This window comes from Dysgonomonas termitidis (assembly GCF_054657735.1).
Genome location: NZ_BAAHYD010000002.1, coordinates 2,490,935 through 2,507,916 on the forward strand (window position 1 = coordinate 2,490,935; position 16,982 = coordinate 2,507,916).

Below are 16,982 nucleotides of genomic sequence, written 5' to 3' on the forward strand. Positions count from 1 at the left end.
ATTATGATAAGTAAACAAATAAAAGGTGCGGTTCTGTTGGGAGTAATACTCTCAATGGGATTCACATCCTGCGGAGTTTTGAATTCCAACAAATATAAATCTCCGGAAGTAGATGCTTCAGGGATGTTCAGAGATGAAAATCCAACGGATACTACTACTATAGCAAATATACCCTGGCGGGAATATTTCAGCGACCCGGCTCTTCAGGCATTGATAGATGAAGGCCTTACCAACAACTATGACCTGCGCCTGGCATATAACCGCATCCAACAGGCCGAAGCCGGACTATATATCGCCAAATCGGCATATTTCCCTACTGTTGCTTTAGGTGCTCAGGTTACACATACTCAAAAAAGTATCAGCAATGGCAAGGAAAGGGTACTCGGATATAATGGCGGCGACCAATGGGGTTTAGGCTTTGTAGTACAATGGGAAGCTGACATCTGGGGTAAACTGAACAGCAAAACAAAAGCCCAGTATGCCAACCTCGTTAGCACGCATGCTTACCGTAATCTAATTCAGACATCCCTGGTTGCCAATATAGCTACCACCTATTACTCGCTGCTGGCACTCGACGAGCAGTTGAAGATTACATTGGAAACTATTGAATTGCTAAAGGAAAGTACTGCAACAATGCAGGCCATGATGCAGGCCGGGCTCCTCAATCGTGCCGGTGTAAAGCAAAGTGAGGCTTTGCTCTACAGTACACAGGTCAGCGTACCGGATCTGCAAATGCAAATCAATCAGCTGGAGAATTCACTTAGCCTGTTATTAGGACGCAAACCGGGACCCATTACAAGGACGTCCATCGACAACCAGGCGGTTCCTGCCGGACTACAAGCAGGTATCCCTGCACAGATGCTGGCAAAACGCCCGGATGTATTGCAAGCCGAAATGGGATTCAGATATGCATTCGAAATGAGAAATGTAGCTCAGCGCTCTCTGTATCCGTCTTTGACATTAGGCACTTCTACTGTTGGATTTGCATCCAATACGCTTTCGCAGTTCTTTAAACCGACAAACATTCTGGCTAATATCGTAGGAGGGCTTACCCAGCCTATATTTGCCGGTAATCAGCTGAGAGGGCAATATAAGATAGCAAAGGCTCAACAGGAAGAAGCATTACTTACTTTCGAACAAACAGTATTGACCGCAAGTCAGGAAGTATCGAACATTATGTTTACATACGAAACCTCACTCCGCAAGAATGAGGACCGTGCTAAACAAGTAGATGCTCTTTCCCTTGCCGTAGGTGATACCCAGCAGTTACTGAAAGCCGGTGAAGCCAATTATACAGAAGTATTACAAGCTGAACAAAGTTTGCTACAGGCACAACTTGGACAGGTAAGCGATAAACTTGAACAACTGCAGGCATCTGTAAATCTTTACAGAGCACTTGGAGGAGGTATCGAGTAACAACAATCTGATAACATTCTTATTTATGAAAGAGGATATTTCCACCGGGGAATATCCTCTTTCTTTTATTTCATCTTTTTGGAAATACTTTATCTATGTATATAGCTGATAATCTTTAGCTGTTAGCTTATCGCTCTTTGAAAAGTTTTAAGTAATAAGTAAAAAGTCGACAGGAGAAAAATAAGAAAAAGTCGTTAGTTTGTGTCAGGTTTGTCAGATTTTCAGACAGTGTCCTTTGTGTAGACCTTTGTGCCCTTTGTGGTAAGGAGTTTTTAATCATTAAGTACACAAAAAGAAATCACAAAGGGCACAAAGGTGGAAAAATCCGTTACGTTTGTTACTTTTTTGAAATAGTTACAGGTTACTGCGCCCTTCGGGCAGTTACAAGTTACGGGTTGATGACTGTTTACTGTTCACTGAAAAGTGTCAAGTTTGTCAAGTTTCAGATTCCCGGAAATATGTGATGCGGTTATCCAGATAGAAATAAATAGTTTTCACTAAAGTGAGAAAAATCAACTATATTAGAAGTGAAATAATAAAGAGATGGCGAAATGGAAATAAAATCCCTTATTGAAACAGACTTTGATACAATATTCCGGGCTTTTAATCAGGCTTTTGCCGATTATGAAATCCAACTGGACAAGGAACAACTCCAAACCATGATAAAAAGGCGCGGTTTCAATCCCAGTTTGTCTTTTGCTGCATTTGAAGGAAATGAAATCGTAGCTTTTACGCTTAATGGAACAGGAAATTTCAACGGGATTGCAACAGCCTACGATACAGGTACAGGTACATTGAAAGCATACAGGGGAAAGGGTTTGGCTACAAAAATCTTTGAATACTCGATTCCTTACCTGAGAGAACAGAATATCAAACAATATTTGCTCGAAGTGTTACAACATAATACAAATGCTGTGTCTGTTTATAAAAATACAGGGTTCGAAATAAGCCGGGAGTTCAATTATTTCAGACAAAGTAATGAGAAGATCAATAATGAAATAAAAACCTCCGGCATATCCTGTTCGATAAAACAAATCAATATCGGGGATTTTAACTTCCTTCCGAATTTTTGGGACTTTTATCCATCATGGCAAAATAGCTTTGGGTCCATCAGCAGAGTAACCGAGGATTTTGTGAGCCTGGGCGCATTTATCGAAAATAAATTGGCCGGATATTGCGTATTCGAACCCATTTCGGGAGATATCACCCAGATATCGGTTGATAAGCAATACAGACGGAAAGGAGTAGCATCGCTGTTACTCAGGGAAATGACCGGGCTAAATAAGAACGATGCTGTAAAGGTTATAAATACAGATATTTCCTGTAGTTCCATTACAGCGTTTCTGAAATCAAAGAATATAGGGATTACAGGAATGCAGTATGAAATGATAAGAGGGATATAGACAGCCCTCTACCCCGCCGCCTCACTGAGAATCACGTTCGCACGGGCTATTGCAATATTAATGTTATCGCATATATTCACCTCTCCTATCATAGCTGGTATGCCTGAAGTCTCTATCATGGCGTGTACTTTCGGCCTTACGCCCGACAAAATAACCTGTATGCCATCCTTCATTGACTTCTGACAGAGGCTTTCCAGGTTATGCAGCCCTGTGGAATCGATAAACGGAACTTTGCGCATCCGTATAATGCGTATCTTCGATTTATCTCCAATTACACGCATGCTTTCCTCAAACTTGTTGGCAATGCCGAAGAAGAAAGGACCGTCGATCTCATAGACCTCTACGCCGTCGGGCAAGGTGAGTATCTCTTCATCCTGGGTAAATTCGCTTTCATCCGTTAAATCCAGTTCGTTCTTTATCACAGAAACATGAGTTACCTCGTTGATCCGTCTCATAAAGAGTACCACAGCCAGTAATAAACCCACTTCGATAGCAATGGTCAGGTCGAATATTACCGTCAGGAAAAATGTGATAAGCAATACGGCGACATCCGATTTCTGGTTTCTCAGAAGAGCTTTGAATGTACGCCATTCACTCATATTATATGACACAATGACCAATACTCCGGCAAGGCAGGCCATCGGTATATATTGGGCCAGAGGCATCAACAGGAGTAAAATAAGCAATAAGACAACGGCATGGATTATACCCGCCACCGGTGTCCGTCCCCCGTTATTGATATTCGTCATGGTGCGGGCAATGGCTCCCGTAGCCGGAATACCTCCAAACAAAGGAGTAATGATATTTGCCACTCCTTGTGCTATCAGTTCCGTATTGGAATTATGCTTCTCCCCACCTATCACACCGTCGGCCACTGTAGCCGACAATAGCGATTCAATAGCGCCGAGCAAGGCAATCGTTATAGCTACAGGAAGCAAATCGGTTATCGCCGCCATATTAATATCAGGGATAGCAGCATCGGGCAACTCCGCATTTATTCTGAAGCGGTCGCCAATAGTATCTATAGCATTGATACCGAAATACGTTTTCATGAAATAGACGATGGCCGTAACGAGGATAATGGCTACAAGTGAACCCGGTACCTTCTTTACAATGCGTGGCGTAAGTACAATAATCAGGATACTGCCTATACTTACTGCTGTGTTCCACCAGTTGATGGTATCGAAGTGCTTAATGTATATAATCCATTTACCGATAAAATCCCCGGGAGCTTTCTCCCCGCCGAAGTTGAGTCCGAAGATATCGGCAATCTGCGTCGTAAAAATGGTGACGGCAATACCACTGGTAAAACCGACTATGATAGGGTAAGGGATGAACTTGATTATCTTCCCCAGTTTGAAAATACCCAGTAAAACCAGAATGACTCCCGCGATAATAGTAGCTATGAGTAATCCCTTTATTCCGTGCGTCTGTACCACTCCATAGACAATAACGATAAAAGCGCCCGTCGGCCCTCCTATCTGCACGCGGCTGCCTCCCAGAAAGGAGATGACAAACCCGGCAATAATAGCCGTGATTATACCTTGTTCAGGAGTTACACCCGACGCAATACCAAATGCCAGAGCCAGAGGTAGGGCAACAATACCAACAATAAGACCTGCCATGAGGTCATTTATGAATTTTCCTTTATCGTACGTCTTCAGTGAAATAAATAACTGGGGCGTGAAATCTTTGAGAAGATCTTTTTTCATATCAAAACAAAAAACACTATTAACTTACATTAGTAATCGGCTCGCAAACATACAAGATACTAATAAATAACCGTTTATCAAAATATAGGCCAAACTAGTTTAGAATGCGTCTAATTTACTTATTCGAAACAGGTTATTGATTACACATTTTTAAGAGCGCAAAGTTACAAAATGATTTGGTTTCATTTCTTTTGATTGATAATAATTATTAATTTTGTAAAAACTATCAATTTAAACTATCAAAAAGTTATGGAAAAAAGTATCAAAGGTACAGAGACCGAAAAGTGCCTGTTAAAATCATTTGCGGGAGAATCTCAAGCCAGAATGCGTTACACAATGTTTGCCAGCCAGGCGAAAAAAGAAGGACTGGAACAAATTGCGGCTATATTTCTTGAAACAGCAGATCAGGAAAAGGAACATGCAAAACGTATGTTTAAGTTCTTGGAAGGCGGTATGGTAGAGATCACCGCAATGTATCCCGCCGGAAAGATAGGAACAACTGCCGAAAACCTGATAGAAGCTGCAGCCGGAGAACATGAAGAGTGGGCTGTCGATTACCCTGCATTTGCTGAAATAGCAGAAAAGGAAGGCTTCAAAGAAATAGCCGTAATGTACCGCATGATAGCTAAAGTAGAAAACATCCATGAAGACCGTTATAAAGCTCTTCTTGCACGCGTGGAAAGCAACGGTGTATTTACCCGTGAAGAGGCTATCGACTGGCAATGCCGCAATTGCGGATTCGTTATCAAGAGCAAAATGGCTCCTAAGACCTGCCCGGCATGTTTACATCCTCAGGCATACTTCGAACCATTGAAATGGAACTTTTAAGTAAGAAATGTAGTAAAAAGCGGTTAGTGGCAGATTATAAGCCCCGGCTTTTTTATATCTCATTTTGCAGATAAAAAATGCGGGTATTCCAATAAGGAATACCCGCATTACTTAAATAGAGGTTAGAAATCCGATTTGAGTTTCTTCACTTCCTCTACGAGTTTTGAAAAGGATTTATCCCTTTTACGTTTTTCATGCTCCGATACCGAGAAGTGCCACGCTTCGCGCCGGAGTTTCAAATAGCTTTCATAAACTTTATAGTCTAATATGCCATTATCCACTGCTTCCAGTACCGCGCAACCGGGTTCCCTTATATGTGCACAATCCTTGAAACGGCATAATGCCGCATAGTCGGAAATTTCGAGCATTTCCGCGAGTGAGCCGGGATTATCAACAGCCAATCCAAATTCCCGGACACCCGGGGTATCAATTAAAACACCTGAACCGTCCATCAATACCATTTCCCGGCGGGTCGAAGTATGCCGTCCTTTTCCCGTGGACAAGCTGATACCGGATGTAAGTAATTCCGGCTTCCCACAGAGGGCATTCACCAGAGAACTTTTGCCGACACCCGAAGAACCTACAAACACTACTGTTTCACCTTCCGATATGGATTCCTGTAACTGGCGAATCGTTTTGGGATGATGTACACTTGTTATGAACACCGGCATCTGGCGGGCAATATGTTTGATTGCTTTATCTATTTCCTGTCTGTCAAAGCCCAAATCGGCTTTATTGAGTACCAATACAGGTTTGATATCCGCTTCCAATATCTGAACCACAAAACGTTCGGCTCTGCGGACATTGAAATTATCATCAAGGCTTTGCACAATAAATGCCTTATCTACATAAGAAGCAATAGCCTGTTTCTCTGCAACTGCTCCACTTTTCTTGCGATACAACATCCGTTCGCGCGGCAGTAAATCCACGATAATTCCTTTACTTTCATCAAATGGTTGAAAAACAACCCAATCACCCACAGAAGGCAATTCAAAGTCCGATTTCCCATACATCATATTTCCCGTTAGCTCACATTGCAGTAGTCCGCTTTCGGTAATAATTTCGTAGCATGTACGATGTACAACTGCTACTCGTCCGTGAGACAAGACTTTATGTATTGATTCCTGTTTTAATTGGTTTAACTTATCGTTCCAACCATAATTATTCAAATTAATCATTGTCATATCTTTTTCGCGATGTAGAATACATAGCCGTAGAATTCTTTATACTTGCGGTATATTTCCGCATCGTAACGTTGGAATTCAACAAATTCTCCGGCGATCTTATTTCCTGCATATTTATCAAGAAACATCTCCTGAGCCTTAATCAATGGCGTAAAATAATGCTCTGTCCAGCAAGTCTCAGGCAGAATAAATGTAGCGACGGGTACATACCCCGCTTCCTGTATACGGGCTATTTTATTAGAAATAGTATCCATCTCCGGAAAATGAGGCATACAGTAATTCTCAATTTCCGCCGGACGTTTCTCCGTAAACCATGAGCCTTCCGAAACGGCAATATATCCTCCTGCTTTCAGAAATTTACGCCATTCGTTCAGTCCCCGTTCAAAACCGATGTTATAAATTGCTCCTTCACACCAGATCAGGTCTAGCTCTTCATTTTGAAAAGGAAGATCGTCCATCGAACGGACAATACCTTTCACTCTATCCTGAAGACCCAGCTTTCCGGCATTATAATTAAACCTGTCAATAAATGCCGGGAAAAGATCGAAACCGGTAATATGCCCCGGTGCATGTCCGGCTAACACCATGGTCTGGCCACCTGTTCCGCAGCCGACGTCGGCAATAAGCGATGTGTCGGTAAGGTTATCTATAAAACTCAATGCTTTAAGGGTTATCCCCGGACTTCCGGGCCCTTGTCGTTCTGTATTTAAAAAGAATTCACAGATTAAATTAAAATCGAATTCGTGAATAGTTGTAATATTTTCGTTACTCATTGTTTTAATATATTGTGCATACACAGAGAAGCATAGCAATGCTTTCACCTCTGTACACAGGTAAAAAACTAAAATTATAATAACAGGAAAATACCCTCGAAAGGAGTTATCCGAGAGTAAACGAAAGGACAATCTGTATCAGAAACACAGATTGTTTATTACACCAAATCCGCTTTAAAAGTTTTTGTCATGCGGCAAAGATACAGAATATTTTGATCAGTTTAAAATGGGACACACAAAATCTCATTTTGAAGGTTGATCTTTCTTTGATTTGTCTCTCAAGAATTTAGTCCTATAACAAAATAAACAAGCACTCCGGATTGATATTATTATCAAATTCCAAATCATTTATCTATAATATAAAACGGTTAGTTCTTTGAAATGATGTTTAAAGTTACAAGCAATAAGGCTCGAGATACAGGTTCGTAAAAATTCGAATTGGATTATCAATCACCAAAGAGTAAGCAAGGTAAAATCGGCGAAGCCAAGCAGGTATTACTTTTAGGGAGTTCACAAAGTAGTGGTTCACTAATCGTTAAATACAGGAAGATACCGATACTTAGATTGTTTATCCTTTTTATATTGGCTATCTTTGCGGCTATTTTGTAAAATTATGACTATCGATATATCAGAAAAAGCTACACGGGATATTAACAATACGCCCATTGTACAGCAAACTGCCTTTTGGTCGGAAGTAAAAGCTCATCAGGGATTGGGGACCAAAGCCTTTGATTTTAAAGTAAAGAACCGCGATATATATACCAATGTAGGAGGACATTCCTATACCGACGCAGACTTGCTGGTCTTGCAAAAGCCCCTCGGTTCGCAATACAGCATAGCATATGTGCCTTATGGCCCCGAAATAGAGCCCTCTGAGGAGTATCAGGGACGTTTTCTGGAAGAATTATCGGAAGTTATGCGTTCATATTTACCGAAGAGTTGCATCGCTATCCGTTACGACCTCAACTGGCAGTCGCATTGGTGCGATGATAGTTATTTTGACGAAGCGGGCTTGTGGACGGGGCCTCCGGACAAGAAGTTTCAGGAATTCAATTTAAATTATAATACAATAGAGTGGAATCTCCGTAAGAGTAATTCTGATATCCTGCCTTCTACAACGGTTTTTTTGGACTTATCTCTTTCCGAAGAAGATATATTGATGCAGATGAAACCTAAGACCCGCTATAATATACGGTTAGCCGAAAAGAAAGGTGTACGTGTCTGCCGGGCCGGCATGGATAAAATATCCATCTGGTACGAACTATACAAAGAAACGGCATTACGTAACGGGCTTTTCATAAATGATATCGAGTATTTTGTGTCTGTCCTTACAGCCCGTGCAGATGATACATCTTCACCCGCTCATGTAGAGTTACTAATAGCCGAACATGAAGGTGAGCCCTTGGCTGCTATATTTCTGGTGATGTCGGGACACCGGGGGACCTATCTCTACGGGGCTTCCTCTTCACGTAAACGGAACTATATGCCGGCTTATGCCTTACAATGGGAAGCTGTAAGGATAGCTAAGGCGAATGACTGTAGGGAGTATGACATGTTTGGAGTCTCCCCCGGCCCGGACAGGTCACATCCAATGTACGGGCTATATCAGTTTAAAACAGGATTTGGCGGGGAACTGTTCCACCATTTAGGATGTTGGGATTACTTATTGGATGAGGAGAATTATAAATACCTCCAGATAAGCGAAATGAATGCGCAGGGGTATTATTTATCATAGTAGAAAGCTGGTAGGGATAAAGTATCAAATTCTTTTTGTGAGGGTTTTATGAGAAGATTCTTAACTTTGCAGAAGATTTTAATTTTGTAATGAATATGTCTGATTGGTATAGAAAAACAACATGGACAAGAGAAGATGAAGAAGATTTCTTCCAGAGGCTTGGAAGGGCAAGAGAGTATAATAGGGCTCAATATCTAAGAATTCAAGCTATAACATTCATAGAGACGCAACAAGAAAATCTGTTGAAAGTAGCTGAAATGCTCCTCAATAAGATTTTGAAAGATTATCCTGAGAATAAACTCGATAGGGGGCTTTCCTTCTATGCTTTAGGAGACATTTACAAGTTTCATAAACACTTTACTAAGGCAATCGATTATTATAAACAGGCTCTTGATTTCGAGAAAATTTTTCCGAATGTCATAACAAAGGCATATTTAAATTATTCTGAATTAATAATAAAAACAGGTCAAATAAATTTATACAATACTGTTGAAAATATATTAAAGTCAAAATTATCAGATTTAGCTTTTCCTATTGAGAAATATAAAGTTTATTCATTTTTATCGATAATAAATAAACAAAATGAAAATTTAGAACAAGCTAAAAAGTATGCTATATTGGCAGAACAATCTGCAAATGAAAAAACCTCAGGATTTAGATATCATAAATATTTAGGAGTTGTTGAAGAAAGGGATAATTGGTTAGATCAATTTATAGACAATTAAAAAAGACCTTATATGATTAATTATATCTCGGCGAAAGAAACTGATTTATATCTTGAAAAATATAAAGGTGCGGATTTTCAGGCATTTGCATACAGCCTATCTCACCGAAAATTTCTATTAAAATTAGAAAAAGAAAATTTGGAAACTGTATTATGTATCAATTGTGTATCATGCGAGTCCTTTTCAGGCAATTTAGATTTCAATAACGCTGACATAGTTTTAACGAAACAGAAAAAAGATGAATGGACTACTAGTTTTAAAGTTTCAGATAAAAAAAATAATTTCGAAATTATCTGTGATGGAGGAGTCGGTTTAGTCGTAGGCTTATTATCCGACTTTGATAATTCTTTTATAAAGAGTTATTCTTTTTGGAAATAAACATTGAAAAAATCCCCACATTTTCCAATGCAGGGACTTAATCTTCTGTGGAGAATATCGGACTCGAACCGATCACCTCAACACTGCCAGCGTTGCGCTCTAGCCAGATGAGCTAATCCCCCAATTCGGATACAAAGATAATATTTTTTGTTATCCGATCATACTTTTACAGAAAATCTTAGATATCCACTACAAACTTTTTCAGTTCAAGGTTCAATAACGGCTGAGGTACAGACTGTTTTATCTCGGAGATAATAATGTCGAGTACCCGTTCGCGTAAAAATTCCTTACGGGTAACAAGACTCACCTCACGAACAGGCGACACCCCTTTTAACGGGCGTACATTACGTCTTTGCTTTTCGTTCAGTTCCTCTATGGCCATTTCAGGGATTATAGTCAGCCCGCTGTTATTATCCACGATATTGATCAGGGTGCTGATGCTTCCCGCTTCGTATGAGAAGAGTGAATGAGAGCTCTTACGTTTGCGCATATTACATATACGCAATATCTGACCGCGGAAACAATGTACTTCTTCGAGCAGCCACAGGCGGTTGATATTCAAATCTTCCTCCTCCAGTTCTTTCTTTGCATACAATGATGTTTCACGAGGCGAAACATAAGCATAGAACCGTTCATAATAAATCGGATGCTCCGTGATCTTTTCGTTTTTAAGCGGAGTAGCCAGTATAGCGCCATCCAAGGCACCATTGAGCAGCTTTTCGATTATCTGAGCCGTAGTGGTTTCTTCTATTACCAACACAATGTCATAACCATTCTGGTCGTGCACCTGCATCAGTTTTGGCAACAGATATGGAGCAATGGTAGGGATAATACCCAGTTTGAATACACCCTGCACCACGCCTTTCTCTTCCTGGATAATTTCTTTGATCTGCTTCACCTGCGAAACGATCACCCTGGCCTGATTGATGATTTGCGTGCCTATTACCGTAGGCTGAACCGGCAGTTGGCTGCGGTCGAATATCTTTACACCCAACTCATCTTCCAACTTCTGAATCATCATACTCAGCGTAGGCTGGGTAACAAATGAAGACTCTGCTGCTTTAGCAAAGTGGCGGTGATTATCCACTGCTATAATATATTCCAGTTGCTGTATATTCATTTTCTTTATATTTTGTGTTAATATTCGCGTTCTCCAAAAATAGACGAGCCTACCCGTATCATTGTAGACCCCTCTTCGACTGCTATCATATAGTCTCCCGACATACCCATTGATATTTCAGAGAAGCAATCATCCTCTGCAAAATAGTCATTTTTTATTTCATCGAAGAATAGTTTCAGACTTTTAAATTCTTTTCTGACCTGCGATTCCTCTTCGACGTTGGAAGCCATACCCATTACTCCTCCAAGATAAGCAAATTTACAGTCTTTCCACTGGTTTGCAGACAGGAAACTGCGGCACTCGTCAAAAGTAAATCCGTACTTGGCATCTTCTTGCGCTATATGGATCTCCAGCAAACAACAAATCCTTTTTCCTATACGGGCTGCGGACTTCTCTATTTCGGCAAGCAATTTCCAACTGTCAACACTGTGTATTGTATGTGTATAAGGTATAATCGACTTTACTTTATTCGTCTGTAAATGCCCTATGAAATGCCATTCTATATCCTGAGGCAGCAAGGAATGCTTTTGGCTTATTTCCTGCATCCGGCTTTCTCCGAAAATATGCTGACCGGCATTATACGCCACCCTGATAGCATCCACAGGGTGAAATTTAGATACTGCCACCAGTTTTACATTTGCCGGCAAGCGGCCTTTTATACTATGTATATTTTCGGAAATGCCCATTCGGTATTTTTTAGACAAGAATTACTTTCTTCTTCTGATCTTCAGAATAAGGGAATACATCCATTATCATGGTTTCGCTCAGAGAGGCTATGGCATAATCGGCCAAAGTGCCTTCCATCCCTTTTTCCACAACTTTCAATGCCTCTTTCAGATCCGAAGCCTGGGCCAGCATGTTCACTGCTGTTTTTTTCTCCGTGCCACTTTTTTCATCCAGAGAGATAAACATAACTTTGGCTTTAAAAAAACGGTCACCATTGTCATTGAAAAACAATTCCGACAATTTAGCCCGCTTAATATCCGTGATAGTAAATTCCCCTGTTATATAAGGCTTTATTTCTTCTATAATACGTGCTTCTGCCTCAGTAAAAGACATGGCATCGACTAGATAAGGTTCGGTAACTTTTTTCTGCATACCGTTTTCCAGCATTTTTTCGTAACTTACCTTACATTCAAACCAATTGTGCATATAAATGTATTGTTATTATTAAAATCTATAATTTGTCGTTGCAAATTTAACAAATTTAATTTATAAAATCTATCATACAATAAAAGTTCTCTATTTAATTGATTTAAATATTGTTATAATTCGCATTCTTTTTATATATGGGTATAATCTCCGTTGGCTGTCTGTTTAATTTACTATATATCGTAATTGGTTTTTAGCCGCTAGCTGTAGTTATAGCATAAGTAACCCAATACTTATTTATTTGAAACTTACTCCCTGTTAAAACTTGACAAACTTGACAACTTTTGCACTATTTCCATATTTTCGACTCACTGCTTTTCAACTTTCAACTCAATCCGTTCTCGATGTATATCCCGGTGGCAGAAACGGGTAAAGATTCGGCTTAGGTTTTTCTACCGGAGCGGCAGGCGGTTCCACAACAGGCGGCTGTTCCTGTGCTTTATCCTGTTTGTCTGCCTGCTCAATTTTCATTTTCCGTTCTTCACTTTTCACTTTGCCTTCCTCCTCCAGCTCCTTATCCACGGCCGCCACAACCTCCGGATCGAGCAAGCCGCCCGGACGGAAGCCGTTCTCCTTTAATATCATCAGTTGCCGCCTGGTTTCCTCGTCCTGTACCTCGATGATCAACGGGCGTTTTTCCCTGCTTTCCAACTGCAACTGCTCTTTCCTCCTTTCCTCATGGTCGAGTACGTACTTTATCGCACGGATACTCGGCGGGCAGAATTTCTTTTCCACTACACGGCATTTCACCACATCTTCCGCAGGGTTGTCTTTATCCGGGACATAGGTGATCTTCTCTTTTTTCTGTATGTAGCCTTCGAGTAATTGTTTCAATCCTATGCGGGCATTGGCTACCAGCGCCTCTTCCCTGCGGATAAACGCTTCTTCGACTTCTTCCTTAAATCCGGGCCTGTTCTTTTTCCAGTCATAGAAAGTCTGGCGGCTGATCCGGAGTATCTTACATATTTCAGATACTCCGTGAAGGTCTTGTTCTATCATTTCCACGATACGTACTGCGGTTTTGTCGTTATATTTCATAATGTTAAAGGTTTTGCCCCTTCCGTCCTCCCCACAGGGCCGGACTGTTAAGTTCTCTCAGTTTTTTGTTACACTGAGGAACACTGAGGTATATTCTCTCAGTGCATCTCAGTGTCTTCTCAGAGAAACTCAGTGTAATAATTCTCTTTGTATTCATCATTTATCAGAACTTAACAGCCCTACCCCATAGGGGAGGCTACAAAAAGGATATTGTTTGTTAATATACTATTTATAAAAGCTGATGGCTAGCAGCTTTTACGTATAGATAAATGATTGGGATTTTGATAATATGAATTCATAGTGATATTATTATTGCTGTATAAAAACGTTGGATTGTTTTCTACTACGCGCAATCAGAGATTGCTTGTGTTCCTTTTTCTGCTAATATAAATACTTTAATAAGCAGTGAACCTGTCAGCTGTCGTTTGTGGATAAAATGTTGACGACCATATGATATACGCTATTCCTATTGTTGTATGGCCATAATTTAAAGTCATTCGGATTTTATTTTTTTTATTATCTTTGAACCAAACTCAAAATAGATATGCTGTTCAGGGGGCTACTTGTTTTCTTTACCATATTCTTTGTGCAATCCGGCATTGTACAGGCACAAACACATACTTACAGTACTGTTATTTCCGATGAGGAGATTTATGCCTTCCTGAACTGGATGACCAATAATGATAAAAAATCCGAGATTAAATTCCTTAAAAATAACAAAAAAGTATCCGTGAAAATACTGCCTTGGGATACAGCCAACTTTATCAGTAAATATATCGGTGAATACGATATCAGTCATCTTGAACCCGACAATAAATACCTGTTCAAAAAATCTTCCGGTCTGGATACATTATTTGCACAGGCCGACAAAGACTATTTTTACGAACAATTTGTATCTATCAAAGATTCTGTCTGGCAAAAGGGCATGTCAGGCAAGAAAATGCTTCCGGCCGATAAAAAGGATTATGCGGATGTGAATTATTATTCTGTTCCTCTATTTTCCCGGAACAAGGAGTATGTTATCATTTACAAAGTTTACACATGCGGGTACGGATGTGCTTATGGAAAATATTACCTGTATAAGTATGATGCAGACCGATGGAGGTTTTTAATGTCGGTAAATCCGTGGAACAGTTAACTTCGGATTCATTTTCGTCCGAAATCGGCAGGGATTTCCCCCCATTCGTCCGTTTTCCATTTTATTATCTGAGTAGTATATGTATTGTCCCGGAGCCATTTTTCAGCACGTTCTATCATATAGAACAGAGACTCATTTTCGGGAAGTCTTTCCAATTTTGTCTTACATTTTTTCTCTTTTACCCATTTTATAGCATTAGCACTATCCGAATAGATAGGGATTTTAAATTTCTTTTGTTTTAGCAAAGCCAATCCATGTACCAGGGCCAGGAATTCACCTATATTATTGGTGCCTTTCTCAAACGGTCCCTGATGGAACACCTGTTCTCCGGTCTGCACATATACCCCCCTGTATTCCAGTAAACCCGGATTTCCGCTACAAGCGGCATCTACAGATAAGCTGTTTTTTATTATTTCGGGAATATTGTGAATGGAGATCTTCTTTTTTTCAGCATTCTTTCCGATATACAACCATGGATTGTCGTTATAGGCTTTCTCTGCCTCTTCTTTGGTAGGAAAAGATTTATATATAGCCCCTTCGTACCCTTCAATCTGAGCTTTTGCCTCATTCCATGACGAATACACTCCCGGAGTCACTCCATTCCACACCACATAAAAATTCTTCTTTGCCACTAATTATATTCTACTTAGTAAAACAACCATTGGTTTCGGATGCAAATTAACGAAGAAAGCCGGAAAATACGAAATAATAGAATCTTTAAAGAGCATTACGTTTGATTTATTCTGACTCAGCCCTAAACTTAATATCTCATTGAAATGTTATTTCAATATAAGAAAAAAGTAACAGTATGCCGGAATAGACACATGAGCTATTCTTATTTAACAATCTAAATAAAACACCAATGGATACCGAAGATTTGTCAAAACGCTACATGGAGAAATACAATGAGCTCGCAGCCAAATTTGAAGAACTGGAAATAAGCAATCTCGTGGAGAAGCTTAATAATGCGATCTCCCGGTCTGATATGGCGAAAACAAATGAATTGTATGATAAGGTACTTGAGTGGAATGCCAGAGTGGAAAAGCTTTCCGGAGCTAAAATAGCATTGGATATGCAGTTTAGTTATCTGCGGTTGCCTTCACCTGCTCTATTTGGCGTAACATTTGATGGAGAAGAAAAGATATGGAAATTTAACACCTGATTACTAAGCGCTTGTTTAAATCCTATCGGAAATAGTTGTATTTGATGCTGATTAAAAATATTTTTTAACATTAAAAATAGTGCGCAATCAAATTTTATGTCGCAATTTTGCATTGTGAACGATTGTTCACGTATTTAAAATGTTTGATTAATGAAATATAGCAGGGAATACATATTAAGACGAGCTTTCGATGTTTTTATGAACAAAGGATATGATAGTGCATCAATTTCTGTTCTGCAAGAGGAATTGGGCATGTCTCGCGGAGCTATGTACAGGTACTTTAAAAATAAGGAAGAACTGTTTTTTGCTGTCATTGACGAATATTTTTTCAAAATATTTGATAAAATGCTTAATGGTATCAAAGGAGATATCACGGTGCCCGAATTAATTGAAGCTATGCACAGACGTCAGAAAATTGTAACGAATGCATTTATGAGGGCAGGCGTTACGCATACGGTTTTTCTGAATTATACAGCTTTGATAATACAGGCTGCCAAGCATTACCCGGATTTTGTCAACCGCTTCAGGTTTATCTATGCCCGCCTGCTCGATAATTGGCGGAATGCCTTGCTTAAAAGCATAGAGATCAAAGAAGTGAGGGCCGATATAGATGTTGAGATAATGTGTATCCTCTTCAACAATACCGGAGTAAAAGAGACTTCGGATCAAGCTTGTGACGAATCCCAGTTTGTGACAAATGTGGTGAAAGATATGGAAAGGAGAAAGGAAGTGATGGATTATCTATACTGTTTGATTAAAGTTTAATTTTTTTATTTGGGAGTGAACTATCGTTCATTAACATAACAAAGACAAGCTTTTGTTTTATATAACTAAATGAACAATTGTTCATAATTCAAACAACGATTTTATGAAAAAAATAATAGCTGTCCTCACTCAAAAAGGGGCATTAAGTATAGGGATTCAAGGAAATACTACTGTAAACCTGTTTGAATTGGAAGATGAAAACGTAAAGGGTGTTGAATGTATAACGCTGGAAAGTACCGGGAATAACTATTTTTCGTTACTTATGGCTATCAAAAAGGTCAGTCTTGTGTATGCGGATACAATTAACTCCGATCTGAAAAAAATTCTGAATGAAATAGGGATCAAAACAAAATGTAAAGAAGATATACCAAACGACAGGTTTATCAGTCAATTTATCTTCGGCTAGCCTGCCTATTATCTTCGATTAATAGTAACAAGTATTCAGTAAATTAA

General features: G+C 39.7%; 18 protein-coding genes and 1 tRNA gene. 10 read left to right on the top strand and 9 right to left on the bottom strand.

What is annotated here, in order from left to right:
- The first annotated feature begins 3 nt into the window (after positions 1 to 3).
- Both ACYQ3L_RS14530 and ACYQ3L_RS14535 read left to right on the top strand, forming a co-directional pair.
- Positions 4 to 1,416: an efflux transporter outer membrane subunit gene (locus ACYQ3L_RS14530; RefSeq protein ID WP_379998128.1), complete on the top strand. Its 1,413-nt coding sequence runs from the start codon at positions 4 to 6 to the stop codon at positions 1,414 to 1,416.
- Positions 1,417 to 1,967: 551 nt separating this feature from the next.
- Positions 1,968 to 2,819 carry a GNAT family N-acetyltransferase gene (locus ACYQ3L_RS14535; RefSeq protein ID WP_379998126.1) on the top strand — a complete coding sequence of 284 codons (852 nt, stop codon included), beginning with the start codon at positions 1,968 to 1,970 and terminating at the stop codon, positions 2,817 to 2,819.
- An 8-nt stretch (positions 2,820 to 2,827) separates the two neighbouring features.
- Here ACYQ3L_RS14535 and ACYQ3L_RS14540 read toward each other — a convergent pair whose 3' ends face one another.
- A complete protein-coding gene (locus ACYQ3L_RS14540) occupies positions 2,828 to 4,531 on the bottom strand; it encodes a SulP family inorganic anion transporter (RefSeq protein ID WP_379998124.1) in 1,704 nt (567 codons plus the stop codon).
- A gap of 249 nt (positions 4,532 to 4,780) precedes the next feature.
- On the opposite strand from ACYQ3L_RS14540, the gene rbr reads away from it, so the two are divergent.
- Positions 4,781 to 5,359, top strand: a complete 579-nt coding sequence (rbr, locus tag ACYQ3L_RS14545; protein WP_379998122.1) for a rubrerythrin — start codon at positions 4,781 to 4,783, stop codon at positions 5,357 to 5,359.
- 122 nt (positions 5,360 to 5,481) lie between these two features.
- Here the strand turns inward: rbr and rsgA are convergent, their stop codons facing one another.
- Entirely contained in the window at positions 5,482 to 6,537 is a 1,056-nt protein-coding gene (gene rsgA / locus ACYQ3L_RS14550) for a ribosome small subunit-dependent GTPase A (protein WP_379998120.1), read from the bottom strand.
- Between the two features lie 2 nt (positions 6,538 to 6,539).
- The gene (locus ACYQ3L_RS14555; protein WP_379998118.1) at positions 6,540 to 7,316 is read right to left on the bottom strand and encodes a class I SAM-dependent methyltransferase; all 777 of its coding nucleotides are present in this window, start codon (positions 7,314 to 7,316) and stop codon (positions 6,540 to 6,542) included.
- A 613-nt stretch (positions 7,317 to 7,929) separates the two neighbouring features.
- On the opposite strand from ACYQ3L_RS14555, the gene ACYQ3L_RS14560 reads away from it, so the two are divergent.
- From ACYQ3L_RS14560 to ACYQ3L_RS14570, 3 genes are all read left to right on the top strand, one after another.
- Positions 7,930 to 9,051 (top strand): lipid II:glycine glycyltransferase FemX, encoded by a 1,122-nt coding sequence (locus ACYQ3L_RS14560; protein WP_379998117.1) that lies wholly within the window; start codon positions 7,930 to 7,932, stop codon positions 9,049 to 9,051.
- 95 nt (positions 9,052 to 9,146) lie between these two features.
- Entirely contained in the window at positions 9,147 to 9,776 is a 630-nt protein-coding gene (locus ACYQ3L_RS14565) for a hypothetical protein (RefSeq protein WP_379998115.1), read from the top strand.
- Between the two features lie 12 nt (positions 9,777 to 9,788).
- Complete coding sequence (locus ACYQ3L_RS14570) at positions 9,789 to 10,154, top strand: hypothetical protein (protein WP_379998113.1); 366 nt, start codon at positions 9,789 to 9,791, stop codon at positions 10,152 to 10,154.
- Positions 10,155 to 10,202: 48 nt separating this feature from the next.
- Here the strand turns inward: ACYQ3L_RS14570 and ACYQ3L_RS14575 are convergent.
- From ACYQ3L_RS14575 to ACYQ3L_RS14595, 5 genes are all read right to left on the bottom strand, one after another.
- A tRNA-Ala gene (locus ACYQ3L_RS14575) sits at positions 10,203 to 10,276 on the bottom strand.
- A 56-nt stretch (positions 10,277 to 10,332) separates the two neighbouring features.
- On the bottom strand, positions 10,333 to 11,274 hold the full coding sequence (locus ACYQ3L_RS14580) for a hydrogen peroxide-inducible genes activator (protein WP_379998111.1): 942 nt from the start codon (positions 11,272 to 11,274) through the stop codon (positions 10,333 to 10,335).
- Positions 11,275 to 11,291: 17 nt separating this feature from the next.
- A complete protein-coding gene (locus tag ACYQ3L_RS14585) occupies positions 11,292 to 11,960 on the bottom strand; it encodes a YggS family pyridoxal phosphate-dependent enzyme (RefSeq protein WP_379998109.1) in 669 nt (222 codons plus the stop codon).
- 10 nt (positions 11,961 to 11,970) lie between these two features.
- On the bottom strand, positions 11,971 to 12,426 hold the full coding sequence (locus ACYQ3L_RS14590; RefSeq protein ID WP_379998107.1) for a DUF4494 domain-containing protein: 456 nt from the start codon (positions 12,424 to 12,426) through the stop codon (positions 11,971 to 11,973).
- Positions 12,427 to 12,756: 330 nt separating this feature from the next.
- Positions 12,757 to 13,464, bottom strand: coding sequence for a helix-turn-helix domain-containing protein (locus ACYQ3L_RS14595; RefSeq protein WP_459952434.1), 708 nt, complete (start codon positions 13,462 to 13,464; stop codon positions 12,757 to 12,759).
- 544 nt (positions 13,465 to 14,008) lie between these two features.
- Here ACYQ3L_RS14595 and ACYQ3L_RS14600 point away from each other — a divergent pair.
- A complete protein-coding gene (locus tag ACYQ3L_RS14600; RefSeq protein WP_380001743.1) occupies positions 14,009 to 14,602 on the top strand; it encodes a hypothetical protein in 594 nt (197 codons plus the stop codon).
- An 8-nt stretch (positions 14,603 to 14,610) separates the two neighbouring features.
- On the opposite strand, the gene ACYQ3L_RS14605 is transcribed toward ACYQ3L_RS14600, so the two are convergent.
- Positions 14,611 to 15,234 carry a ribonuclease H family protein gene (locus ACYQ3L_RS14605; protein WP_296938480.1) on the bottom strand — a complete coding sequence of 208 codons (624 nt, stop codon included), beginning with the start codon at positions 15,232 to 15,234 and terminating at the stop codon, positions 14,611 to 14,613.
- Positions 15,235 to 15,464: 230 nt separating this feature from the next.
- Between ACYQ3L_RS14605 and ACYQ3L_RS14610 the strand changes: the two genes are divergently transcribed.
- The 3 genes from ACYQ3L_RS14610 (at position 15,465) to ACYQ3L_RS14620 (ending at position 16,935) form a co-directional block, all read left to right on the top strand.
- Positions 15,465 to 15,764, top strand: a complete 300-nt coding sequence (locus ACYQ3L_RS14610; protein WP_380001741.1) for a hypothetical protein — start codon at positions 15,465 to 15,467, stop codon at positions 15,762 to 15,764.
- Between the two features lie 150 nt (positions 15,765 to 15,914).
- Positions 15,915 to 16,529: a TetR/AcrR family transcriptional regulator gene (locus ACYQ3L_RS14615; RefSeq protein ID WP_380001739.1), complete on the top strand. Its 615-nt coding sequence runs from the start codon at positions 15,915 to 15,917 to the stop codon at positions 16,527 to 16,529.
- Positions 16,530 to 16,632: 103 nt separating this feature from the next.
- Positions 16,633 to 16,935 carry a hypothetical protein gene (locus ACYQ3L_RS14620; RefSeq protein ID WP_380001737.1) on the top strand — a complete coding sequence of 101 codons (303 nt, stop codon included), beginning with the start codon at positions 16,633 to 16,635 and terminating at the stop codon, positions 16,933 to 16,935.
- Positions 16,936 to 16,982 lie beyond the last annotated feature (47 nt).